The organism is Arenibacter algicola (assembly GCF_018860365.1).
GTDB classification, from domain to species: domain Bacteria; phylum Bacteroidota; class Bacteroidia; order Flavobacteriales; family Flavobacteriaceae; genus Arenibacter; species Arenibacter algicola_B.
The window spans coordinates 1,025,378-1,051,330 of record NZ_JAHKPO010000003.1; the positions used below are offsets into that span (position 1 = coordinate 1,025,378).

The following is a 25,953-nucleotide window of genomic DNA, read 5'->3' on the forward strand; positions in this document are numbered from 1 at the left end:
TAATTTTACCCCTTGCCCAATGAGCTTAGACTCTCAAAATAGTACTGCCGAGAATTTTGACATTAATGAAATTATAAGTTTGTATGCAAAGCATTGGAAATGGTTCGTTTTTTCTGGAATTATTGCCATTGCAATGGCGTTTCTTTATCTGAGATACACAACACCGGAGTATGTAGCAGAAGCGAAAATTCAAATTCTTGATGAAAATAGCTCTGGGGCGGGTCTTGGTCTATTTCAAGATTTGGAGTTGCTTTCCGGAGGGAACAAGGCAGTTGCGGATGAAATAGAAATAATAAATTCAAGATCTAACTTTATTGAAGTAGTCAAGACTTTGGGGCTTAATACTAAGATTATGGCCCAAGGTAAAATTATAGATACAGAATTGTATTCCAATCCTCCCGTAAAGGTTAATTTTATTGCAGCTGATTCAATCATTAATAAGTCGAGTTTTGAATTTTTCTTGAACCTATCTTCTACTACAACTTTTGGATATGCAGAAAAGGAGAGCATTCCTTTAAAGGTATTGGCATTCGGAAAAAATATTTCTACCCCTCTAGGGGATATTGTGGTTACCCCAAATATGGATAATTTTGATAGGTTCAAGGGAACTACTTTGAGAGTAGAGGTAAATCCTGTTAATTTGGTTGCCCAATCCTACCGTGACAAAACAAATATTTTATCAGATGATCAAATGTCCAATATTCTCAATATTTCCTTACAAGACCCTATAAAGGAAAAAGCAGTGCAAATATTGAATGAACTAATAAAAGTATACAATAAGAATGCTATCCAGGACAAACGGGAAATAGCGGATAGGACTTCTAATTTTATAGATGATAGAATTGCGGAAATATACACTAACCTTTCTACTGTGGATCAGTCTGCCCAGGATTTTAAAACAGGAAGGGGGGTTACCGATATAGCTTCCGAGGCTAATATTAATCTTAATGTAGGGGCTGCCAACCAACAGGAACTGGCCAATATGCGGACGCAACTTAACATTGCAGCTTCTATGAAGGATATTGTAGAGCAGCAAGGTGGTTTTGAAGTACTTCCCGGAAATATTGGTTTAGATGACCCTACAATTAGTAGTACAACCTCTAAGTACAATGAATTGGTCTTGGAGCGGAATAGGTTGTTGAAAAGTTCCAATGAAAAAAACCCGGTTATTGTTAATCTGGATCAACAGATTAAAGGACTAAAAAGGAACATGCAGTCCAGTTTAAGCAGTACAGTAGATAATTTGGGGTTAAAGGTAAATGCCTTGAGCGGTCAACAGGCAATTCTTAATTCAAGGATTTATTCGGCTCCAAAAAATGAAAGGGCACTTAGGGACATAACCAGAAAACAGGAAACAACAGAGCAATTATATTTGTATTTATTACAAAAAAGGGAAGAAGCCCAAATAGCCGTTGCTTCTACGGCGCCTAAATCCAAAGTCATTGATTATGGATACAATCCTAGTCCATTTCCTGTTTCTCCTAAAGGGAAAATTGTTTATTTAGCGTTTATGTTGCTAGGTGGATTAATACCTTTTTCTTTTATATATGTATCCAATCTTTTGGATAATAAGGTGAATAATATGCATAGTTTGGAGAAAGTGTCCAAAAATATTCCCATATTAGGGGAATTGCCCCGACTTTCCAAAAAGGAGAAAAAAATTATACTGAAGGACGATCGATCGGTTTTGGCTGAATCTTTGAGAATTATTAGGACCAATTTGGATTATTTAATTAAAACAAGTAGTTCCTCTTCAGGAAAGAACAATATAATATTTGTAACCTCTAGTGTTCCTGGTGAAGGAAAGTCATTCTTATCTTCTAACTTGGCCTTGACCATGGCCAGTACCAACAAGAAGGTATTATTACTTGGGGCAGACGTTAGAAACCCTAAACTGAATTCGTTTTTCACTGGAAATGAAATAGATAAAATGCCAAGTGGAACAAAAAGCAGGGATAAGGGGCTTACTGAGTTTTTATTTGATAAAACTATGGAGGTAAGGGATATAACGAACACTATGTTGGTTTTTCAAGATACAATGGATGTTATATATTCCGGAAGGATACCGCCTAATCCAGCAGAATTATTAATGAATAAGCGTATCAAGGAACTATTTGATGAGGTTTCTGAAAGATATGACTATGTTATAGTGGATACCGCACCATTAATGGTGGTTACAGACACCTTGTTGATAAGTGATTATGCCAATCATATTGTGTATGTGTCTAGGGCTGGGGTGACAGAGAAAAAAGCAATCGAGTATCCAATAAAGTTACAACAAGAGGGTAAAATTAAAGGATTGGCCTTTATTGTTAATGATGTAAAGGTGTCCAATTTGGGCTATGGTGGTAAATACGGATATGGATATGGAAAAAGTCAAAAAAAATGGTGGAAATTATAGAATTTAGGACCACTAAAAAGCTAGTAAATATATTCCTCATTTTTATTATGGTTGTCCAATATTGATTGTGCACTATTGTTCCTTTTAGGTTTATGTATATTTAAAACCAATAGTCTAGTCTTAAGTGGGATTTTTTACAATAAATTTCAGCCTTGCAATGATATTTTTTTTGCAAATTTTCTTTTTGTTCGCTAGATGGATAAACTTCTACACACATTAAGGTCTTTAGTCTTATTCAAGAATAATTTTGGGACTGATTTCTTGTTGCCTCAAGCAATTTTTTTTTAAAGGCCTAAATTTTTTCAATTACTTTGGGTCCAGTTATCCGCAAATCGCAGTAATTTCCTATTTCAATTTGTGATTCGTCCTACTTCTTGCAGATTATATTGTTAATGAACTTGCCAAATACTGAATTTTCATATCTGTATTTTGTCGATAAACATTTAGGTTTAAACGAATATGATGAGGGTATTTTCTTTCCAGATTTTTATTACTTTATATTTGTTTTTTGTAACTTATAAGACTGCTTTAAGCAGTTGATTATTAGAATCTTATTTAACTGTAGGAATATGAAACACAATTACTCCAAGTCTTTTTCATTTTTAACTAACTTTTCCTTTATATGGATGCTCTTAATAGGGTTAAACCATTTAAATGCGCAATTTAATTTTGGAGAAAGTAATCTTGATCTAAACGGGTTGACCAGTTTAGGGGCAGGGGTTACGTCTTTAGAATTTGGTCCGGATGGGAAACTATATGTAGCTGAGTATTCGGGAACTATTAAAGTACTCACTATTCAAAAATTAGCAGCTAATAATTATCAGGTCACCAATGTGGAATCCCTTGCTGGGGTTAAAAGTATTAAGAATCATAATGATGACGGTTCTATTAACACTACTGTTAATAGTAGGGAAACAACAGGAATGGTTGTTACAGGGACTGATCAGAATCCCATAATCTACGTTTCTTCTAGTGATTTTAGGATCGGGGGAATAGAACATGGTGGGGATTTGAACTTGGATACCAATTCAGGGGTTATTACGCGTTTTACAAAAAGTGGAGGAAGTTGGAGTGTTGTGGATATGGTTAGGGGACTGCCGAGATCCGAAGAGAACCATGCTACTAATGGGTTGCAATTTACGAATATTGGAGGAATTGATTATTTGATCGTGGCTCAAGGGGGAAATACGAATGGGGGATCGCCTTCCCATAATTTTGCCTATGCCAATGAAACTGCTCTTTCCGGAGCCATTTTGGCAATAGATATCACGGCCTTGGAAGGTATGCCCATTCTTACCGATAGCAGTGGGCGAAAATACATCCATGACCTGCCTACCGTTGATGATCCCACTAGGGCAAATGTGAATGGAATTACCGATCCTGATGATCCAAATTATGATGGTGTAGATATCAATGATCCTTTTGGAGGCAATGATGGTCTTAACCAGGCAATGTTGCTGCCAAATAGTCCGGTAAAAATATTGTCACCGGGGTATCGAAATGCCTATGATCTTTTTCTAACGGCAAATGGGGCATTATATGTAACGGATAATGGGGCGAATACCGGTTGGGGTGGATTTCCTGTTAATGAAGGGACGGCCAATGTGATTAACGAATATGATCCCAATGAAACAGGGGGCGATGCGGGAGAACCTGCGCCGGATGGAGAATATATTAATAATAAGGATCACCTGACTTTGGTCACTACTGATATTCAGAGTTATACTTTCGGGTCCTTTTATGGTGGTCATCCCAATCCTATAAGGGCTAATCCTGATGGAGCTGGACTCTACACACATAACGGTACTACTGGTGTGTTTCGGACAAAAACTTATGATCCGGACGGTTCTACTCCTAATTCTACTACTAATATCGCAGAGGCCTTACCCGCCAACTGGCCTCCCGTAAAGGTTGCGGCCAATGCCATTGAAGGAGATTGGCGCGGTCCTGGATTGGCAAATCCAGAAGGCCCTGTAGATGCACTTGTAACGGTTTGGGGAAAAAATGCCAATGCTATTACCCAATACACGGCAGGTAATTTTGAAGGAGGCATGCAAGGCAATTTATTGGCCGGTAAGAGTTCTGGAACTATACACAGGGTTAGTCTTAAAGCTGATGGTACTTTAAATGAGCTTGATGAAAATTTTCTTAGTGGGTATGTAGATTATGTGCTGGGACTTACTGCTCAGGGAAATGATGATATTTTTCCCGGTACTATTTGGGTAGGAACCTTCAATGGTCTTTTAAAAGTTTTGGAACCTGCGGACGCCGTAAACTGTGTTGATCCTTCTGATTCCCTTTATGATCCCTTAGCTGATTATGATAGCGATGGCTATACCAATGAAGATGAGGAAGATAGTGGAACGGATCCATGTAATGGAGGCTCACAGCCTGCTGATTTTGATAAAATAGCTGGTGCACCATTTATTTCTGATATCAATGATCCGGACGACGATAACGATGGCATTGCGGATAGTGAGGACCCCTTTCAATTGGGTGATCCTTCTACTAACGGTAGCGATGCTTTTGAGTTGCCCATACAAAATGATTTATTAAACTACCAGCAGAATATAGGAGGTATTTTTGGTTTGGGAATGACAGGGCTGATGAACAATGGGGATACAGGTAGAAACTGGCTGGATTGGATAGATCAACAACAAGAAGGGGATCCCAATGAGCCTAATCCTGATGATGTATTGGGTGGTAACCCAGGTGTAATGACTTCCCATATGCGTTATGGAACGGCGAAAGGTTTGGCCAACAATCAGGAAAAAGCCTATCAAATGGGCGTGCAGGTTGATCAGTCGACTGGTAAGTTTACAATAGCGACACATATGGTCAATTTTGATGGGGGATATCAATTATACGGTAATACTGCTGCTTCTGGAGGGGAACTTGGTTTGTTTTTGGGCACAGGTTTTCAGGATAATTTTGTGCAATTTGTAATTACACAAAATGGTTTGGAGGCTATTCAGGAGGTGAACGACGTACCGGATACTGTTAATGCACTTTCGTTGGCTTTAGCCGTAGGAGAAAGACCGGATGTAAATTTATACCTTTATATTGTGGTTGATCCTGTAACCGGAGAACTTCAATTCGATTATAAAATAGAAGATGGAGCTCGATTAACACTGGGTACTATAACGGCTATTGGTGCTACTTTAGATGCCATACAAAATGCTGGTACAGATCTGGCCGTTGGTTTTATTGGAACCTCTAACAATGTAGGAGTCGAGTTGGAAGGAAGTTGGGATTGGATATCTGTAAAAGCAAATGTTCCCTCCATAGAAATGGACATTCCTGATCTGGAACGGTATATGGGTAGTGGGGATGAAGAACTGGCATTAAATACTTTTTTTGATGATGATATGGGAACTTCCAATCTTACCTATACCATTCAGAATAATACCAATCCTTCCGAAATAGGTGCGGTCATTACAGGTGATATACTTACTATTTCCTTTCCCGAAAGTCTTCAGGTAGCTGATATTACCATTAGAGCCACGGATCAGGATGACAATTATGTGGAACAAACTTTTACGGTAACTGTTACTGATTCCCCTGTAGCCATATACAGGGTAAATGCAGGTGGTCCGCAAATAGCTAATATTGATGGAGGTATAGATTGGTCCGCAGACACCCAAGCTGCCAATTCCACTTATCTTGTGGCCTCAGGATCTAATAGTGTAGGGACCTATGGGATTACTGCCTTTAACCCGGATGTAAATCAAACCACTACTCCAGCCAATATCTTTGATACCGAACGCTATGATACTAGTTCGGGAGGTACGGATATAACTTATTCCTTTCCGGTTACAGCAACCGGCAATTACGAGGTACGTCTTTATATGGCCAATGGATGGGATGGTACTTCTGCTCCGGGAGAGCGAATTTTTGATGTTTCGATTGAAGGTATATACTACCAAAAATTGAAAAATATAGATTTATCAGGAACTTATGGGCATAAGATTGGAACAGCTATTAGTCATATTGTCAACGTGACCGATGGCAGTATAGAAATTGTACTAGAACACGTTGGTCCTGAAAACCCTTTGATAAATGGAATTGAGATTTTGGAAGCCTCCAATCTAGAAAGTCCCATTTACCTAAGTGCTATAGAAGATCAACTGAACTATTTAGGGGATGAATTAAATGGGGCATTGTTGGTTACTGCCCACGGAGGTGATGGAAACTTAAACTTTAGTATTAGTGGACAGCCAGATGGAGTTACGATAGAACCAACCAATGGCAATATTATTGGGGATATAGATAGTGCAGCGTTAGCTGGCAGCCCCTTCAATGTTACAGTAACTGTGGATGATAGTGATGGATTAAGTAGTGATGCCAAAACAATAAACTTTCAGTGGATCATACAGGAAAGGTCTGCATATAGGATTAATGCTGGGGGTGCTACGGTGCTGGCAACGGATAGCGGACCCGTTTGGGAATACAACGGCGCTGCTGGGGCTTACCAAGGGGTTAGTTATTCTGTCAATACGGGAAAGAACTATACATCTACCTTGCTAAATAAAAATAGGCACTCGAGTATACCTGCTTATGTAGATGCTGCTACCTTCGAGGGTATTTTTGCCAAGGAGCGTTATGATGATGCAACAGCTCCGGAAATGATATACGATATCCCTGTGGAAAATGGAGATTATGTGGTACAGCTTTATATGGGTAACAGTTTTGCGGCCGCAAGCGGGACTGGCGATAGAATTTTTGATATTCTTTTGGAAGGCAACATTGTTGGAGACAATCTAGATGTAATTACAGAGTTTGGACACAATGTAGCCGGAATGCTATCTTATCCTGTAACTGTAACCGATGGAGTATTGAATCTCTCTTTTGCGCATGTAGTGGAAAACCCAATAGTGAGTGCCATAGAAATATATAGTGATAATCAATTGTTTTCAGCACTCTCTTTGGCCAGTATTCAGGATCAACAACATGGCCCTGGAGAAACACTTAGTTTTACTGCTTCAGCCAGTGGCGGTGATCCCAATGCTGACTTTGAATATTATATATCTGGACAGCCTGAGGGCATTTCAGTAAATATGAACACTGGAGCCATTACTGGTACAGTAGCTGCCAATGCCGCTGTTGGAGGCCCCAAGGATAATGGCATCCATCAGGTGACCGTTACGGTAAAAAAGGAAGGGTCTGTACCGTATAGTACTACTTTTATATGGTCGGTAACTTCAACTTGGATTAGTAAAAATGAAAATGAAAACTATACAGCTCGTCATGAGAATTCTTTTGTGCAAGCAGGAGATAAATTTTATCTTATGGGAGGAAGGGAAAACCCAACGACTATTGATATCTATGATTATTCTAGCAATACTTGGGAAAATCTAGCCAATTCCATGCCGGAGAACCTAGAATTTAACCACTTCCAAGCAACTGAATACCAAGGTCTTATATGGGTAATTGGAGCGTTTAATAATAATGATTATCCCAATGAAGTGCCGGAAGACCATATTTGGGCATTTGATCCGGTCGCCAATGAATGGATTCAGGGCCCTGAGATACCCGTAGGAAGGAGACGTGGGTCAACAGGGTTGGTAGTCTATGATAATAAATTCTACGTCGTAGGAGGAAATACCATTGGCCATAACGGTGGTTATGTTAATTGGTTTGATGAATACGATCCACAGACCGGTACTTGGACTAGCTTAACCGATGCTCCACATGCACGTGATCATTTTGCGGCCGTGCTTATAGGAGATAAATTATATGCTGCGGGAGGTCGTTTATCAGGAGGAAGTGGGGGCACTTTTGCTCCAACTATTCCAGAAGTGGACGTGTATGATTTTACTACAGACACTTGGAGTACCTTGCCCGTTGGACAAAACATACCAACTCAAAGAGCTGGGGCCAGTACAGTAAACTTCAATGATAAGTTATTGGTTATTGGGGGTGAGCCCGAGGCTGCTGGACCTGCACTTTCTGTTACCGAGGAATACGATCCTAATTTACAGACTTGGCGTGAACTACCATCCTTGAACTTTCCAAGGCATGGTACTCAAGCCATTGTATCGGGCAACGGTATCTTTATCTTAGGGGGGTCGCCTATTCAAGGGGGAGGCAACCAGAAGAATATGGAATTTTTGGGTGAGGATTCCCCCGTGGGAACCCCAAGTGTGGCCAGTGAGGTCAACACCTTCGACAATTTATTAATTGCTGATGGGGCTACTGAATCTATTGATCTAGATGTAGAGAATGGAAATGTTGGTGTAATAGTGACTTCAATGGAACTATCAGGACCCGATGCGGCCGATTTTAATATTGTTTCCGGTCAATTGACCAATCAATTGTTGAATGCAAACTCTACCCATCCTATTGGAATTTCCCTTAATGGTACCGGAGCGAATAGAAGCGCCAAATTAACGATAAATTACGGAAATAATTCTTCCAAAGAAATTAATTTGTCCAATACGCTAGTTGTTCCAGATGTTACAGATCCAGGTACTCAAAATAATATTGAAGGAGATACTGTTTCTCTTCAAATAGATGCTACTGGGTCTTGTACAGATGTAACCTATAGCGCTACAGGATTACCCCCTGATTTAATAATAGATGTCAATAGTGGACTAATTACTGGAACCGTTTCTCCCAGTAGTGGAGGTAGTGGTGCGTTTCAAGAAAATAACGGATTGTTGATTATAGAAGCAGAATCCGGCAACACTTCTGGCTGGGATATCACCAATGATGGTGGGGTAACGGCCATCCTTGCAAATACGGATAGTTTTTCCTCAATAAGTGGTGCAACCATTCCATATGAAGTTTCTATTAGTACTCCAGGGGTCTACCGTTTTGAGTGGAGAGGTAATAAAGGAGCAGGTGCTTCGGATGCCGCTAATGATGGCTGGTTGAGGTTCCCGAATAATAATGATGTATGGTTCTTTGGTCAAAACCCGACAACTGTGGTTAATGAAGCTGGAATGATAAGTAATTTACTGGGAGCGAAGAATAACGTAGTGTTTCCAGCAGGTAGTTCTAGGGCGGGACAAGGAGAGCCGCTTCATAGTAGTGGTGTTAGCACTAGTGGATTTCTTAAAGTATATAGGGGAGGAAGTGTTTCCTCAGGGTATCAATGGTATGCAAGTACCAATGATGTTGGATACTACATCTATGTTTATTTTGTCAATGCAGGGACCTATACTATGGAAGTTTCCGAACGTTCTGCAGGTCATGCTGTAGATAGAATGGCATTGTATAAAGTGGATGGGCCAACCTATACCAGTGCACAATTAACTGCCGCTGCAGAATCGGAAACAGGTGGATCTGTAGGAGGTGCTGCTGACAATAGTCCTTATAATGTAGAGGTTACGGTTACCGACGATTGTGTGCCGTCTCAATCTACATTACTTGAATTTGTGTGGAATATTGGTGAGGCAGGAAATCAAGTTCCTGTAGCAGTATTGGAAGCTGATATCACTTCTGGAGATGCGCCCCTAACCGTTAGTTTTACAGGAAGTAATTCAACCGATGATACGGGAGTAACGGAATATTTGTGGGACTTTAAGGATGGGACTCCAACAGAGACCACTGCAGATCCTGTACATATTTTTAATACCCCTGGCATATATGAAGTAGAGTTAACGGTTAGTGACGGAGTTCTTTCGAATTCGACTACTTTAACCATAATAGTTAACATACCTGCTAACCAGGCACCAGTGGTTACGAACCCTGGTGAGCAGAACGGTGTTGAGGGCGACCTTGTATCGCTACAGGTTTCGGCCACTGATCCGGAGGACGATGGCATAAGCTTTTCTGCCACTGGACTCCCTACCGGCCTAAGTATAGATAACGCTACCGGACTTATCAGTGGTACCATCGCTACAGGTGCTACAACAAACAGTCCTTATACAGTAGAGGTAACGGTAACGGACGACGGTACTCCTGCGGAGTCTACCATGGTTTCCTTTACCTGGAACGTAACTGTGGATCCTGTTAATCAGGCACCAGTGGTCACTAATCCAGGTGTGCAGAACGGTGTTGAGGGCGACGTGGTATCGCTACAGGTTTCGGCCACTGATCCGGAGGACGATGGCATGAGCTATTCTGCCACTGGACTCCCTACCGGCCTAAGTATAGATAACGCTACCGGACTTATCAGTGGTACCATCGCAACCGGTGCTACAACAAACAGTCCTTATACAGTAGAGGTAACGGTAACGGACGACGGTACTCCTGCGGAGTCTGCCATGGTTTCCTTTACCTGGAACGTAACTGTGGATCCTGTTAATCAGGCACCAGTGGTCACTAATCCAGGTGTGCAGAATGATATAGAGGGTGCGGTGATCTCGCTACAGGTTTCGGCCACTGATCCGGAGGACGATGGCACGAGCTATTCTGCCACTGGACTCCCTACCGGCCTAAGTATAGATAACGCTACCGGACTTCTCAGTGGTACCATCGCAACCGGTGCTACAACAAACAGTCCTTATACAGTAGAGGTAACGGTAACGGACGACGGTACTCCTGCGGAGTCTGCCATGGTTTCCTTTACTTGGAACGTAACTGTGGATCCTGTTAATCAGGCACCAGTGGTCACTAATCCAGGTGTGCAGAATGATATAGAGGGTGCGGTGATCTCGCTACAGGTTTCGGCCACTGATCCGGAGGACGATGGCATGAGCTATTCTGCCACTGGACTCCCTATCGGCCTTAGTATAGATAACGCCACCGGACTTCTCAGTGGCACCATCGCTACCGGTGCTGCAGCCAATAGTCCTTATACAGTAGAGGTAACGGTAACGGACGATGGTACTCCTGCGGAGTCTACCACGATCTCCTTTACTTGGAACGTAACGGATGTTCCGGTGAACCAGGCACCAGTGGTCACTAATCCAGGTGTTCAGAACAGTCTTGTAGGCAATACAATTTCCTTGCAAGTTGCGGCCACTGATCCTGAGGACGATAGTATGATCTTTTCTGTAGCCAATCTTCCAACTGGACTATCTATAGATACGTCCACTGGACTTATTAGTGGTACTATTGCCACCGGCGCTGCAGTCAATAGTCCTTACACCGTAGAGGTAACGGTAACAGATGACGGCACTCCAGAAGAGGCAACTATGGTTTCCTTTACTTGGAATGTAACGCTTGGTCCTGTCAACGGGGCTCCAGTAGCCGTTGCAACTGCAAATGTGGAGTCAGGGCCTGCACCTTTAACCGTGAATTTTACGGGAAGTAATTCTATGGACGATGAAGGAGTAACCTCGTATTTATGGGATTTTAAAGATGGAACTCCTACCAGCTCGACGGCCGATCCAATTCATGTTTTTGAAGAACCTGGTATCTACAGGGTTGAATTAACGGTATCCGATGGTTTCTTAACAGATACGGAGTTTGTGACAATAACTGTTACAGAACCAGAGTCAGAGGAAAAAATGAAAGCGGTTATAGCGCCCAATCCAGCAAGAGAAACGGCTAACGTCTTTATAATAAATGCTCCTGATGATCAGATGGTCAATGAAATATATTTACACGATTCTACAGGCAAATTTATTAGTGTCATTTCCAACCCTACATTGGTAGATGATTACTTTGTTGTGCCTATTTATTCTTTGACCGATGGTGTTTATTATATCACTTTGGTTATGGATGGTGATGAACAATTACCAGTGAGACTCGTTGTGAAAAATTAATAGAATATCATTTTTATTAAAGGGAATAGCCATGTAAATGTCTATTCCCTTTTTTGTTTTGGTAGGGTTAATGCGCCAAGGCTTGTCTCCTTAGTAAATGGTTAGTGTTTGAAAACGTATGCCATTAAAATAATCAGTAGGATTGCCCTTGAGAAATTTTGTATTGATGGGAGAATAAACTTGCAAAACACAAGGGATATTAGAACAGATTTTAATAGGCACATCAGTGGTAGGCAATAATCTGCCTTAGCCGCTCTTACATATCTTGAATGGGCAGAGGATATTTTGTCTGCTCATGGTAAATGCAGTTGTAGAGCAATAGAAAAGAGTAATTAAAAGGCTTTAATCAAAATTGATACTTGTGTTTTCAATCAAAGGTAGTAGTTGTGCAAGCCATTTATCCGTAATCTTCATATTCTGCAACATTGCAAGTTGCTGTAAATTGTGAACATCAGAGGCTACGAAATCAATTAATCCATCGTTCATTAACCTAACGGCCATTTTTTGTACATCCTTGCCGTAATAATCACTTAAAGACAACAGATTCATTTGGAATAGGATGCCCTGTTTTTTATATTTTTTATATTTTGAAAAGTTATTGTGCAAGTACACATAACGTTCTGGATGCGCCAATATGGGAAAAAAACTATGCTCCGCAATTTTTTGTATGGCATCCTTGAAATTTATCGAGGGCTGTAGGTAAGACATTTCTACTAACAAATAATTTTTGTTTATTGGCATTACGGAATCCTTTTCTAGGAGTGGCTCAAAATTAGCATCTATCATATGTTCCGCTGCTACATTCAGAGAGATATCTTTCATGCCTTCACTCAAAAGCTTGTTAAGTACTTTTCCATGTGCAGCATGGATGGTGTCATGATCATTGGGGTAATAATTATGCATGATATGAGGTGTGGCAATAAACTTTTTTACACCAATATCCGAGAACCCTTTTATGAGTTCAATGGATTCTTCTACAGTTTTGGCACCATCATCAATTCCTGGTAGAATGTGATTATGAATGTCTATAAAATTTTCAAGGGAGTCAACTAAGAATTTTTTCTTCTGAAAAAAATAAAACATGAATTTTAATTTCCGGCAAAGGTAGGATAATATTAATTATCATTAATGAATATCCATCATAGCAATTGTGTTTTTAACTACAAAACAGAAGCGATGCCTAGATTATTTTGGACGGTTTTCTTCATGAAATTTAATAGAAGGTTTCCACGTTCCTATTTAGGATAGGAACTAGCCTATTTAAGGTACTATTGCTAAGTTTTATATTTTTGAGTAATTCCAATTGTTGTACATTGTGTATATCCGTACCAGCAAAGTCTATATAATTGTCCAACAGAAGCTTTTCTGCAATTTTGGATACTTGCTTTCCATAATAGTTACTAAGTGAAAGTAAGTTCAATTGTAGAGATATCCCTTTGGATTTAAAGTCTTGATATTTTTTGTAGTTGCTATGTAGAAAAAAGTAGCGCTCTGGATGGGCCAATATTGGATAATAGCCCTTGGTTGCTATTTTAAAAGTGGCTTGGTCAAAGTTGATAGGGGTTTGTACAAAGGGCATTTCTATCAGCAAATATTTATTGCGAATCGGGGCCATAAGTTTTTGGTCCAATAAATTCTCGAAATTTGAATCTATCATATATTCTGAGGATGATTCCAAGGCAATATGCTTTAAACCTAAGTGCAATAATTGATTTTGTACCTTGTTGTGTGCGGTATGTATGCTTTCGGCTGTATTAGGATAGTAATTTTGATTTACATGGGGAGTGGTTATCATATGTGTAATGCCAATTTCATTAAAGCCCTTTATTATATCCATAGAGTCCGAAATATCTTTAGCCCCATCATCTATTCCAGGTAGAATATGACTATGGATATCTACGAATTGTCCTAGATAGTCTACCAGAAAGTTTTTCTTATTTAATATTTGGAACATCTATATTATTTGATATTTATGAAGTATATCAATAAGCTAAAGACAGGTGTTGGTCAAAACCAACTTATGGTCTTTGTACGACACATATGGGTTTAAAGTTGACTATAATTTTCTGCCCTTTATTTTTATTAGATATTTAATTTTCACATATATTTGTTTCAAATTTATTCACTATTGGGTACTAGCTTGGTATATTGAAACCTACACTCCAAATCGGGCATACCATGGTTATGCTATACGGTCCTAAACATTGGACGCCGAATTACATTAACGAATATTTATTAAAATTGTTTTGTTTTAGAAGGGAAATAGCTGGTTTTCAGTCTATTTTGCATTTAAAAACTTTACTTTGTGCAAAGTAGTCTCAAATAAATTTGGTAACTAATTCTTAAAAAAATAATATATCTCAATAAATTGAAAAAAGAGAAATTAAAAAATCAAATAGAAATTAAGCGAAATTTCTTGATTGTTTCCCGTTGGGGAGAAACCTTGGATATGGCGGTAGCCATACAAAGCGAAGGCCATGAGGTTAAAATGTACATTGAGGATAAACCCTCCAGGGAAATTGGATACGGCTTTGTTCAAAAGGTAAAAGATTGGAAAAGCCAGATCGATTGGGCCGATGTTCTAATTTTTGACTACACTGGATATGGTAAAATATGTTCAGAATTAAGGGCACAGGGTAAATTGGTAGTGGGAGGTACGGAATATTCCGATCTTTTGGAATTGGACCGTAATTTTGGACAGGCAGAATTAAAGAAACACGGTATAAAAATATTGCCATCCAAGGAGTTTTTTAACTTTCAGGATGCCATCGACTATGTTAAAGCCAACCCCAATGCCTATGTAATAAAACCATCTGGCGAAACCCAAGAATACAAACAATTGTTATTTGTGGGTAGTGATGATGAAGGGTTGGATGTAATTCGGGTTTTAAAGGCTTATGAGAAATCGTGGGGCAATGATTTTGGCAATTTTCAATTGCAGCGCAAGGTAAAAGGGGTGGAGGTCTCCGCTTCTGCCTATTTTAACGGGAAGGAATTTATATATCCTATAAATATTACTTTTGAGCATAAGAAACTTTTTCCAAAAGAATTGGGCGTGTCCACAGGGGAGATGGGATCCAGTATGTTCTGGACCAAGGATTCACCTATTTTTGAGGCGACCTTGAAAAAGTTTGAAAGTTCCTTGGCAAAGGGTGGTTTTATTGGTCAATTGGATATTAATTGTATTGTAAACGGCAATGGAATCTATCCTTTGGAATTCACTTCCAGATTTGGATACCCACAGATATTCATTCAACGTGCCGGAATTTTGGAACTTCTGGGAAACATGTTTTATAAGTTGGCCTCTGGAGAGAATTTTAGGATCAATGTTAGAAAAGGATTTCAGGTTGGGGCTTATATGGTTGTGCCCCCTTTTCCCTTCGAGGATAAAAAGACCTTTGAACTATTCTCCAAAGATTCTGTCATCGTATTCAAAAAGGATATGAAAGATGGGATACATCCCATGCATCTCAAGAAAATTAATGATGAATGGCTGATTACCGGAAATACAGGTATTGCTTTATTGGTCACCGGAACCGGACTCACTATGAAAGATGCTCAAAAAATGATGCAGAATAGGATAAGTAATATTATTATTAATAATGTTTACTACAGAACCGATATTGGTGATAGGTGGTCAGATGATTTTGACCGCTTGTGGTCTTGGGGATTGTTATAGGAACAGCCGGCAGTAGTACGAGTATAGAGCTAAATATGGAATTCATTAATTTAGGACTGGAAGGGCGTAATTTTTTTAAAATTCTTCCAGTAGATTGGCAAAATGTAATTGAATCTGTTTGGGACGATTACAAGAATAATGCAACTGTCTATGTATTTAAGGATGCCCTGGACATAACCGCAGGTGGAATTGTATTTAGGACCGCACCTCCAAATATGACCGATTTTGAAATAGAGGAGTGGCAAAAGTATGTGACCGCCAATTTTCATTATATTGGTTTTTTATTTGTTGACCCCAGATATCGTGATCAATCGTTGGGTTCAAAATGGCTTTCTGCCCTAAAGGAGCAATTTCCCGATCAATCTTATTGGCTTACGATAGAGGAGGAGGGATTAAGGTCCTTCTATGAGAAAAATGGATTTAAATGTGTTTCTAAAAGTAGGGATAATGATAATCCGGAATGGATTTTAATATATCAACCTGAAAATGACAATTAGTATTACTTCCTTTTAGAGAAAAATCATTCTGGGAGAATAGTTGTAAGTTTTATTAAACATCCCTTTCGTGTTCTTCCAAATCTTTCCTGAGATCCAGTTTTCTAAAAGTAGGGGAGATGGCACCAGTGAATATTACCGTAATTAAGGTCATACAACCGCCAAAAACGACTGCGGTGACCGTTCCCATCAACTTGGCCGTTAGTCCACTTTCAAATGCTCCAAGCTCATTGGAGGATCCAACGAACATGGAATTTACTGAAGCTACCCTACCGCGCATATGATCTGGCGTCCTTAATTGTAGGATAGTTTGTCTAATGATCATAGAAATTCCATCGGTAACACCACTAAAAAAAAGTACGATTACGGAAATCCAAAACGAAGTGGAAAGTCCAAAGACAATTATACAAAGGCCAAAACCAAAAATAGATCCTAGAAGTTTTAAACCTGCGTGTTTATTTAAAGGAAAATAGGCGGAGGTAAACATGATTATCAATGCTCCAACGGCTGGGGCAGCGCGTAAAATTCCAAATCCTTCCGGACCCACTTTAAGTATATCCTGGGCATATATGGGCAATAGGGCTATTGCTCCACCAAAAAGTACGGCAACCATATCCAGGGTAATAGCTCCCAAAATAATTTTGGTCCCAAATACAAATTTCACGCCTTCTTTTAAACTTTGTATTACAGGTTCCCCAATATTAGGGTTTAAAATGGGTTTCTTTTTAATTTTGGTTAAGATAAGGAGAGCCATTAAAGAAAAGGCAAAAATCAGGCACATGGACCAATGTACCCCGATTAAATTTATGCTAAATCCGGCCAAGGCAGGGCCCAGAACAGCTGCCATCTGCCAAACGGAACTACTCCATGTGGCGGCATTGGGATATACTTTTTTTGGGACGATCAATGCAAATAGGGAAAATATAGTCGGCCCTAAAAATGCCCTTACAATTCCACCTAGAAATACTAAAAAATAAATGGAATACAAAATGGTGTTTTTAGACCAATCCAGTACTATTTTGGGCCAAGTGAGCAAAAACAGTCCCAAGCTTATTACAGAAAAACCTAAAATGCATTTTAAGAGCAGTCCCTTTTTTTCTTTTTGATCAACAATATGACCTGCAAACAAAGCCAATGATACCGCTGGCATGACCTCCATAAGTCCGATCATCCCCAAAGAAAGTGGATTTTTGGTTAAAGAATATACTTCCCATTCTATAACCACAAATTGCATGGACCATGCAAAAACCATGGCAAAACGGACCAACAAAAAAACGTTGAATTCCTTATATCTTAGTGCAGCATAGGGGTCTCTATTTGCCATGGACTATTTATATTAGCCTAGATCTTAAAGTATATTCCTACGTTCTACTCGAAGGGATAATATTGCGATCTAGGATTCACAATTCATCTACAGGTAAACAGGAACTATATTTTCTTAACAAATTTTGTTAGGATAACAATTTGTTGGCCATCTACTTTACCTTCTATGTATTCCGCATTATCATGATCAAGTGAAACACGCCTTACAGCGGTACCTCTTTTAGCTACCATACTGGATCCTTTTACCGGTAGGTCCTTGATAAGGACAACACTATCGCCTGCTTCAATAACGGCACCATTACTGTCGCGATGTATTATTTGATTCTCTGCAGGGGCACCTTCACCAGTAGCTTTTGCCCATTCCAATGCGTCATCCTCCAAATAAAACATATCCAATAAATCCTGTGGCCATCCTTCCTTTCTTAACCTGCTCAACATACGCCAGGCCATTACCTTTACTGGTGTATGCTCACTCCACATACTATCATTTAAACAGCGCCAATGATTTGGATCTGTGTTATCAGGATTTTCAATTTGATCCCTACAGATTTCACAAATCAATAGATTGGCTTCCAAACCTCCATTTTTTGGCGGTTGAACTTCAAAAACACTTAATTTTTCCGTACTGGTACATAACTCACATTGGTGATTGCTTCTTTTGCCCAATTCCCTTTCAATATTCATTATAATAGATTTTATAGGGACAAATGTAAACGAATTGAATAAATGGTCGCTATGGAAATGTAAAAAATGGACTGAAGGATTTAGGTAAAAGCCAAATTAAGGAACTATTTCCAATCATTGTTTTTATTGGACATTGTTTATAAGTTATGGTAGCTATAGTTTATTTAAGAGGGATAGACCCTTATTTTTGTTTCCTTTTTAAAATGGAAGACTTAAAAGTAGGGGATAAATTATATAACGTAGGCCAAAACGGATTTGGCGATTTTTACAGGTATTCTTTTTCAGAAGTGGTTCGTCTTACCAAGACTTTGGCAGTCTTGGAAAATGGCGTAAGATTAAGAAATAAACCCGTAAGGTCTTTGATCAACGACGAGATTGGTTATGCGCTTGCCAAAAACAGATGGGTATATTGGCATATAGTATCCGATGAGATTTTGCGTAAAGCAAAAAAGGAGAATGAAATGATTGCCATACACGACTGGTTTAGGGATCGTTCCTTTAATTTTTTAGAAAAAACAATGATCTATAATATATTTAAGGAAAAGGGAATACTTTAGTCAATCTTAAATTTTAATTATTTGGTGGCTCCGTATAAAGGTAACACCCCTATAGGTTGTGAGGAATCATATTGCAATAATCCACTGTTGATAGAAGGGTAAACAAATCCTGATTTTGATAAGAAGTTATAACTAAAAGATGGGGTACTTTCAAGAAGCTGAACTCCTTGAACAGGGAATTCTTAACAGATTTAAGAATAGACTCCTAATCCCATAATTAAAATTCAATTATTTTCAATAATACCAGTTTATTGATTCGAAGATTAGACCTAATCCAATTTTCTTATCCCACCACCTGTTTTTCGGTCATAAAAGGCTGATTATAATACCGCTGGCCAGTTGCTTTGTAGAGGGCATTGGCCAAGGCTCCAATAGCAGGTGGTAGACCAGGTTCTCCTAATCCAGTTGGGTCTATTTCATTTTCAACAAAGAAAACCTCTATTTCCTTTGGCGCTTGTGAATGTCGGATCAACTGATATTTGTCGAAATTCATTTGGTTGGGAGCACCATTTTCAAAGGTCAGCTGGCTGTACATGGAATGACCAACACCATCGATTACACCACCTTGAATCATATTCTCTGCGGCATCCCTATTGACTACAATACCACAATCAACTGCACACCAGACTTTTTGGACTATAAGCTGCCCTTTATCCATAACTATATCAAACACTTCAGCAACATAGGTAGAATGACAAAAATAGGCAGCTACCCCACGATGAACATTGGGTTTTGTTGTTCCCCAATTCGCTTTTTCCTTAACCAGTTTCAATACTCCGGCATACCGCTCTGCTTCGTATTCATGTTTCTCACCAACAGGGTCTTTTATGGCGCGATCAAACAATTCCAAACGGAAATCAATCGGGTCTTTTCCCGCTGCTTCTGCAACCTCGTCAAGAAATGCTTGCTCGGCACCTGCTGTGAAATTAGATCTTGGTGCACGCCATGCACCTGTGGTAACATTGGTTGGCGCTTTAATTTTTTCAGCCAAATAATTTTCAACGGCGCCGGCCGGGAATCGATTTGGAAAAACAGGACCTTCGGGCAGTCCGGCTCCTTTTACGCTGAAAGAAATCAGATTATTATTCTCGTCGAGTCCCGCTTTATACACAGAACGATAGGTAGGGCGATAGGTTCCTTGGGTCATATCATCCTCACGGGAATATATAAGTTTGACGGGACCTCCGATTTTTTTTGAAATGGCGGCTGCTTCCACACCAAAATGTACATAGAGCCTTCTTCCAAAACCACCTCCGATTCTAGTCATATTTACAGTCACTTTTTCCAATGGTAGGTTTAATAATTTGGAAACCGAGCCTTCCAGTGCTTCGGGTGTTTGAGTGGGCCCAATAAGTTCTGCCGAATCCTCTGTGACATTGGCAAAGAAGTTCATAGGCTCCAATGTGTTATGGGCTATGAAAGGGGCGCTATAAGTTCTTTCGATGATTTTGGCTGCTTTTTTAAAGGCAGCCTCAGGGTTGCCATCCCTTCTACTTTCCTGTACCTCCCCGGACGCCAACGCTTTTTCCAGTCTTTTCACATGTAATTCGGAACTCTCTAATTCCCCGGTAGTTTCCCAGTTGGCTTTTAGTGCCTTTTTGGCTTGCATTAATTGCCAAGTAGATTCGCCAACGATGGCAATTAATTGTTTAAAACCTTTTTCGTCGAACCCACCGGGTTCTTCAACAGTAGTATCAACAATAAATGCATCCTTCACTCCAGGCATACTTTTTATCTCCGCTTCGTTAAAATCCTTTACCGTCATGCCAAAAGCAGGTGGATGTTGTATCATGGCCAGTTGCATGCCATCCCTATGGAAATCCAAACCAAATAAGGGTTTACCGGTAACTATTTTCTCGCCGTCTACATTCTTGACACTTGTACCTATCAATTTGAAATCCTTAATACTTTTCAGTTCAACTTCTTTAGGTACTTCGATTCCCACTGCCTTAGAAGCCACTTCACCATAAGTAATTGTTCGCTCGCCATTAATTTCCTTGATCACTCCTTCACTGGCTGTTAGATCCGACACCTTTAAACCCCATTCCTTCGCGGCCGCTTCCATTAGCATTCTTCTACCGGTAGCACCGGCCATCCGCAAGGCATTCCAGCTTAAACGAATGGATAGACTTCCACCTGCAAATTGGTTTTGGTACCAACCAGTATTTAGGGGCGCCTGTTCCACTAAAACGTTTTCCCAAGGTACATCCAGCTCCTCTGCCACAATCATGGGCATTGAGGTACGAACGTTTTGTCCAATTTCCGGATTGGGAGAGTATATGGTAACCATGCCCGTATCCCCAATTTTGATATAGCCGTTGATTTCGAACCATTCTTTTGGCACTGCTACTCCCGCTTCTGGTTCAGGTGTATTTGACTTACATCCGTTAAGCCAGCTAAACCCGATTAGCATGCCACCACCTGCAGCAGCTGAAACCTTTATAAATGAACGACGATTATAATGTGTAACTATCTTTGTCATGATGTTTCTTTTTTTGATGTACCTATCAATGTTTAAACGGTTTTGGTATTTGCTGCGGTTTTGATAGCCTTTTTGATTCGTATGTACGTACCACAGCGACAAATATTGCCGTTCATAGCTCCTTCGATTTCTTCATCGGTCGGATTGGGATTCTTTTTGAGAAATGCACTCGCGTTCATAATCTGGCCGGCCTGACAATATCCACACTGATACACATCTTCCTCCAACCATGCTTTCTGCACGGGATGATCTCCGTTTTCAGATAGCCCTTCGATGGTCGTAATATCCTGATTACCAACAGCTGATACAGGTAATTGGCAGGAACGTACGGCATTATCGCCAAGGTGTATGGTACAGGCACCGCATTGCGAAATACCACAACCGTATTTTGTGCCCACCAATTTTAGATGGTCCCTTAAGACCCAAAGAATGGGGGTAGTGGGATCTACATCCAATTGCTGAGTTTTTCCGTTGATTTTTAGATTGAAGTTTGCCATGATTCTAGTGTAAGTAAATGAACTTGATTAAGTTACAAAATTATTTGGATGTTAAATAGCCCAGGAACAAACTATTTATTAATAATGTCCCGTAGATTATCAGTGTATCCCAGATGCAGAATAATGAAAATCTTATGTTAATTGGGTTTTGTTGGAATTGAGATACGATATGGTAGGGAAAGTACACGGAAACTAATAATAGGGCAGAATGATAGTAGGTACGGTGGAATTTAATTAAACCATTCTATTAGTTTCGCTTCCTAACACAAGAAACATTATCATCTCATATTTTTTACCCAATTTTTCCCTAAGAATTCCAAAAGCCTTGGTGATTTGTCTCTCAACCGTCTTTTTAGAAACGTTAAGGTATTCCGATATTTCAATAATTACTTTAATTCCTTAGTTGTCATTGGACTATAAATTATAGCAACTTCCCCTTTTACTAGTCTATTCTCGTTGTCAATGCCGCTGAATACTCCATCATGGGTTTCACTGTCCTCTTTGAGGTAATAGGTTTTAAAATAAATATCTACGTGGTCAAAGGCAATAATGCCGGCAAAATCAAATCCAAAATGTACTACGGAACCTTTATTTAATAGGTCTAGACTATCTTTCTCGAAATAGACGTTTTCTGTCAATGGAACAATTTTGTAATTAGTCGCTAATATTTTAAATCTCAGTTTTTCCACAAATCCATCAGGGAATTTGAAGGAAAGTTCATAGGTGCCGGCCATACTTTCATAAATTGAAGAGTAGGGGCTGGCATCTGAAATTTCAAGATGGTGTTTGGGAACTATACTTCTGTTGACAATTCGTTTGTTCCTTATTTCCATTGCGATATATGGTGGAATATTAGGGCTTTTGGACCTGGTTTCCATATCTTCTTTGGATTCACATTTTTCTAAAATGGTCTGCCCGGCAACAGTGTTTGTATAGATGTCAAAAGTACAATAAGTTCCAATGAGGTAGTTGACATTTGAAGGGTCACTGTGTCCAATGTAGTATATTTCGCTTGCACCATCCACCAATTTTCCATCCAAAAGTGTTTTAGTAACGATATGGATGGTATCTTCTCTTCGACTAATGTTTCCAAAATTAAAATGCTCCTTGTAAGTACCATCTTCTTGTGGATAATAATAGGTATGCTTAATTTTCTTCCAATTATTTGAAATTACGCTTTCGCCTTTTAAAATAACATTGTCTTCGCCAAAGTAATAATTAAGATAGTAGTGGGTCTTATTGGCAATTTCATTGTACAATAAGGCCACCTGCCTTTTTTCCTTAAGCCCTTCAAGCCTGTTTTCATCTAGGAATGCCTCAACGTTTTCATATCCTAAATATAGCAGGACAACTGATTTATAATAGTTGTTGAGTTTAATAATAGGTTTGCCCTTTTGATAATCCCTGACCTTGTCGTAAAGATATTTCCCATTTATAAAATCGCTGCCGATACGTTCCAAATCACTTTTAAGGTTTGGTTTTTCAGGGTCATAGTTGCCATACCCATAGAATTGCATCGATTTTGGCAGTTGGCTTAGCGCATGCTTATTTTTGAAGGCATCCTGTAGTTCTTCCACCAAAAGTCCAAAATACTCCGTAGTCAATGGCAAAGAATCAATTTCCTGTTTTTTCATAAATTATGAATTTGTATTTAAAATTATTAAATAATTAATTAGTAATTATAATTAATCGAAAAAAATACGGGTCGACTAGATTTACCACATTAGAAATGGAATAGAAAGCATATCAAAATTAACGACCGATGAAAAAATTACTATTTATTTTAATGTTGATGCCAATAATAAGTTGGGGTCAGGAAAGAACAATAAGCGGTATTGTAGACTTTAACGGTGAACCTTTACCTGGAGTAAACATTATTGAGAAAGGAACTTCAAATGGAGTAACAACGGATTTTAATGGAAATTATGAAATTGCAGTTAAGGTCCAAGCGACATTAGTGTTTTCATATTTAGGGTTCAAGACCCAAGAAATTCTCGTAAGGGAAAGTAATACTCTAAATATTACACTTGAAGAGGACGCCCAGCAACTGGAAGGTGTTGAGGTACAAGGCTTCGCCGGTGTTATCGGTAGGGCACGTAAGCGAACTGAATCCGTACAGTCCATACCCGAATCGGTTACTGCCTTAAATGCCGAAGGCATTGAAAATAACGGAATTAGTAATGTCACAGATTTTGCCAAATTGGTACCTAATCTAAAATTGAACAGTTCCCAATCTGCGGGTATTAACTTCTTAACAGTTAGGGGTATTCCGCAGATTCGGAATGCGGATGCACCAGTGGCTTTCGTTATAGATGGTGTTACTATTCCGGACCCTAGTTTATTGAATCAAGAATTGTTTGATTTGGCCCTGATAGAAGTTGTAAAAGGTCCTCAAGGAGCACTTTATGGAAAGAATGCAATTGGCGGAGCCATTAATATTTACTCCAAAGAGCCTGTAAATACAACCAAAAATAATCTAACCTTGGGATATGGAAATGCCAACGCTTTATTGACCCAATTTGTCTCCTCTGGAGCAATAAAAAAGGACAAAGTCTTCTACCGTTTATCTACACAATTCAAAAATTTTGATGGTTTGTTGACCAATGAATTCAATGGGGAGAAAGTCGATTTTGAACGTAATTTCAATATCCGTGGACAATTAATAGCACGGATTACCGATAATTTTAAGGCTAGTGCAGCAATACAGTTTATTGATGTTGCCGCAGGAGCTGCACGTTATTCCGTAAACCCCAACGGCAATGTTTTTGTTGATGGATTTCCCGGGGGGCCACTTAGCCCTAACCCTAAGGAAGGCAATAATGTAATTAATCATGATGAAACCGGAAAATCGGATGTAAGTAATGCATTTGCCAACCTTAATTTAGAATACACTCCAGGGAAGATAAAAATTCAAAGTATTACTTCATACAATTATGTGGATAGGTCGCTGAGCGGAGATTTGGATTTTACTCCTTTTGATGATTTTACCCAAGGGGAAACCGCGGAGACCAAAACTTTCAACCAAGAATTACGCTTGAACAATGTTACTTCAGAAGGAAAGTTAAATTGGAGTGCAGGTGGTTTTTACCAAGACATTGAAAAACCTTTTTTTCAAGATGGCCTGAGTCGGGATTTTGACCTAAACCAATTGTTCTATGGCGTGGCTGCAGATGTAATAAATACCACTACAACCTACGCATTTTTTGGATTTATCGATTTTAAGCTAACTGATAAACTTACGGCCTCTGCAGGATTCCGTTACGACAATGATACGTTCAAACAACAAGATAATTTGTTCAATGAAACTTCGGAAAGATCAAATAATATATGGCAGCCAAAAGCTTCATTATCATACCAAGCATCCGAGAACGCTTTAATTTACGCCAATTATGGAAGAGGATATCGTACCGGTGGTTTTAACCCTGCAGTAACCGACCGCTTTAATAGGGACTTTGAAGATGAATTGACCGATAATTATGAACTCGGATTTAAAACCTCAATGTGGAACAACCGTTTTATATTGAACGGTTCGGTGTTTTACACAGACTTTACTAACCAGCAGCAGTATATCTTTGATTTGAACACCTTCTACGCAGGTAATTACAATTACAATAAAAGCAAAATCATCGGGTTTGAACTTGATGCGAAAGTAAGATTGTCAAAATTTCTTGATTTATTAGCAAACTATGGTTTCGTGGATTCTGAGATTACGGAAGGCGGAACCACTGGTGGTCCAAATAGAACGACTACGGATTTAAATATTTTTAATGGCAAGAAGACTCCATTTGTACCAATGGACAACTTTAATATTGGATTAGAATCGAATTTCGCACTTTCGGAAACCGTTGATTTTAATGGAAATATCAATTTAAACAACACTGGAAAAACCTATTGGGACGAGAACAACTCCGATGCTTTTACAACAAGTGCATATCAGCTGTTGGACGCTCGTGCTTCCTTGTCTTTTGACAATATAAAACTTACCATTTGGGGCAATAATATTCTAGATACCCAATACTATACCGAATACGTGCCTAGCTCTTTATTTGGTGCTTTTGATGACTTGGGATGGAGAGGAAGACCGGCTACCTATGGAGCTTCTATCGCAATCAGTTTTTAAAACGCAGTTTTATTAATAAAATAAAAAAAGGGAGCGGGTTAATCTAGTTCTCCCTTTTTA

13 protein-coding genes are annotated in these 25,953 nt (G+C 39.3%); 6 read left to right on the forward strand and 7 right to left on the reverse strand.

What is annotated here, in order from left to right; translation table 11 throughout:
• Positions 1 to 19: 19 nt before the first annotated feature.
• Together KO529_RS05870 and KO529_RS23590 are read left to right on the forward strand one after the other, a co-directional pair.
• A complete protein-coding gene (locus KO529_RS05870) occupies positions 20 to 2,401 on the forward strand; it encodes a GumC family protein (protein ID WP_215946961.1) in 2,382 nt (793 codons plus the stop codon).
• 569 nt (positions 2,402 to 2,970) lie between these two features.
• Positions 2,971 to 12,057 carry a putative Ig domain-containing protein gene (locus tag KO529_RS23590; protein ID WP_215946962.1) on the forward strand — a complete coding sequence of 3,029 codons (9,087 nt, stop codon included), beginning with the start codon at positions 2,971 to 2,973 and terminating at the stop codon, positions 12,055 to 12,057.
• Positions 12,058 to 12,399: 342 nt separating this feature from the next.
• On the opposite strand, the gene KO529_RS05880 is transcribed toward KO529_RS23590, so the two are convergent.
• The gene (locus KO529_RS05880; protein ID WP_215946963.1) at positions 12,400 to 13,140 is read right to left on the reverse strand and encodes a tyrosine-protein phosphatase; all 741 of its coding nucleotides are present in this window, start codon (positions 13,138 to 13,140) and stop codon (positions 12,400 to 12,402) included.
• Between the two features lie 130 nt (positions 13,141 to 13,270).
• Positions 13,271 to 14,011, reverse strand: coding sequence for a tyrosine-protein phosphatase (locus KO529_RS05885; protein ID WP_215946964.1), 741 nt, complete (start codon positions 14,009 to 14,011; stop codon positions 13,271 to 13,273).
• A gap of 414 nt (positions 14,012 to 14,425) precedes the next feature.
• Here KO529_RS05885 and KO529_RS05890 point away from each other — a divergent pair, with 414 nt between their 5' ends.
• Both KO529_RS05890 and KO529_RS05895 read left to right on the forward strand, forming a co-directional pair.
• On the forward strand, positions 14,426 to 15,736 hold the full coding sequence (locus KO529_RS05890; protein ID WP_252734312.1) for a phosphoribosylamine--glycine ligase: 1,311 nt from the start codon (positions 14,426 to 14,428) through the stop codon (positions 15,734 to 15,736).
• A 35-nt stretch (positions 15,737 to 15,771) separates the two neighbouring features.
• Positions 15,772 to 16,233: a GNAT family N-acetyltransferase gene (locus KO529_RS05895; protein ID WP_215946965.1), complete on the forward strand. Its 462-nt coding sequence runs from the start codon at positions 15,772 to 15,774 to the stop codon at positions 16,231 to 16,233.
• A 52-nt stretch (positions 16,234 to 16,285) separates the two neighbouring features.
• On the opposite strand, the gene KO529_RS05900 is transcribed toward KO529_RS05895, so the two are convergent.
• Positions 16,286 to 17,554: an MFS transporter gene (locus KO529_RS05900; RefSeq protein ID WP_215946966.1), complete on the reverse strand. Its 1,269-nt coding sequence runs from the start codon at positions 17,552 to 17,554 to the stop codon at positions 16,286 to 16,288.
• A 104-nt stretch (positions 17,555 to 17,658) separates the two neighbouring features.
• Entirely contained in the window at positions 17,659 to 18,237 is a 579-nt protein-coding gene (locus KO529_RS05905; RefSeq protein ID WP_215946967.1) for a PhnA domain-containing protein, read from the reverse strand.
• Between the two features lie 203 nt (positions 18,238 to 18,440).
• Between KO529_RS05905 and KO529_RS05910 the strand changes: the two genes are divergently transcribed.
• Positions 18,441 to 18,794 (forward strand): pyruvate kinase, encoded by a 354-nt coding sequence (locus KO529_RS05910; RefSeq protein WP_085497562.1) that lies wholly within the window; start codon positions 18,441 to 18,443, stop codon positions 18,792 to 18,794.
• Positions 18,795 to 19,077: 283 nt separating this feature from the next.
• Here the strand turns inward: KO529_RS05910 and KO529_RS05915 are convergent, their stop codons facing one another.
• From KO529_RS05915 to KO529_RS05925, 3 genes are all read right to left on the reverse strand, one after another.
• Entirely contained in the window at positions 19,078 to 21,276 is a 2,199-nt protein-coding gene (locus KO529_RS05915; RefSeq protein WP_215946968.1) for a xanthine dehydrogenase family protein molybdopterin-binding subunit, read from the reverse strand.
• Between the two features lie 32 nt (positions 21,277 to 21,308).
• Positions 21,309 to 21,773: a (2Fe-2S)-binding protein gene (locus KO529_RS05920; RefSeq protein WP_215946969.1), complete on the reverse strand. Its 465-nt coding sequence runs from the start codon at positions 21,771 to 21,773 to the stop codon at positions 21,309 to 21,311.
• A gap of 386 nt (positions 21,774 to 22,159) precedes the next feature.
• Positions 22,160 to 23,407, reverse strand: coding sequence for a hypothetical protein (locus tag KO529_RS05925; RefSeq protein WP_215946970.1), 1,248 nt, complete (start codon positions 23,405 to 23,407; stop codon positions 22,160 to 22,162).
• Between the two features lie 128 nt (positions 23,408 to 23,535).
• On the opposite strand from KO529_RS05925, the gene KO529_RS05930 reads away from it, so the two are divergent.
• Entirely contained in the window at positions 23,536 to 25,893 is a 2,358-nt protein-coding gene (locus KO529_RS05930) for a TonB-dependent receptor (RefSeq protein ID WP_215946971.1), read from the forward strand.
• Positions 25,894 to 25,953: the final 60 nt, after the last annotated feature.

Bases quoted from the DNA above. Each gene is read 5' to 3' on its own strand.
- KO529_RS05870 (WP_215946961.1), top strand. From the start codon at position 20: ATGAGCTTAGACTCTCAAAATAGTACTGCCGAGAATTTTGACATTAAT.
- KO529_RS23590 (WP_215946962.1), top strand. From the start codon at position 2,971: ATGAAACACAATTACTCCAAGTCTTTTTCATTTTTAACTAACTTTTCC.
- KO529_RS05880 (WP_215946963.1), bottom strand. From the start codon at position 13,140: ATGTTTTATTTTTTTCAGAAGAAAAAATTCTTAGTTGACTCCCTTGAA.
- KO529_RS05885 (WP_215946964.1), bottom strand. From the start codon at position 14,011: ATGTTCCAAATATTAAATAAGAAAAACTTTCTGGTAGACTATCTAGGA.
- KO529_RS05895 (WP_215946965.1), top strand. From the start codon at position 15,772: ATGGAATTCATTAATTTAGGACTGGAAGGGCGTAATTTTTTTAAAATT.
- KO529_RS05900 (WP_215946966.1), bottom strand. From the start codon at position 17,554: ATGGCAAATAGAGACCCCTATGCTGCACTAAGATATAAGGAATTCAAC.
- KO529_RS05905 (WP_215946967.1), bottom strand. From the start codon at position 18,237: ATGAATATTGAAAGGGAATTGGGCAAAAGAAGCAATCACCAATGTGAG.
- KO529_RS05910 (WP_085497562.1), top strand. From the start codon at position 18,441: ATGGAAGACTTAAAAGTAGGGGATAAATTATATAACGTAGGCCAAAAC.
- KO529_RS05915 (WP_215946968.1), bottom strand. From the start codon at position 21,276: ATGACAAAGATAGTTACACATTATAATCGTCGTTCATTTATAAAGGTT.
- KO529_RS05920 (WP_215946969.1), bottom strand. From the start codon at position 21,773: ATGGCAAACTTCAATCTAAAAATCAACGGAAAAACTCAGCAATTGGAT.
- KO529_RS05925 (WP_215946970.1), bottom strand. From the start codon at position 23,407: ATGAAAAAACAGGAAATTGATTCTTTGCCATTGACTACGGAGTATTTT.
- KO529_RS05930 (WP_215946971.1), top strand. From the start codon at position 23,536: ATGAAAAAATTACTATTTATTTTAATGTTGATGCCAATAATAAGTTGG.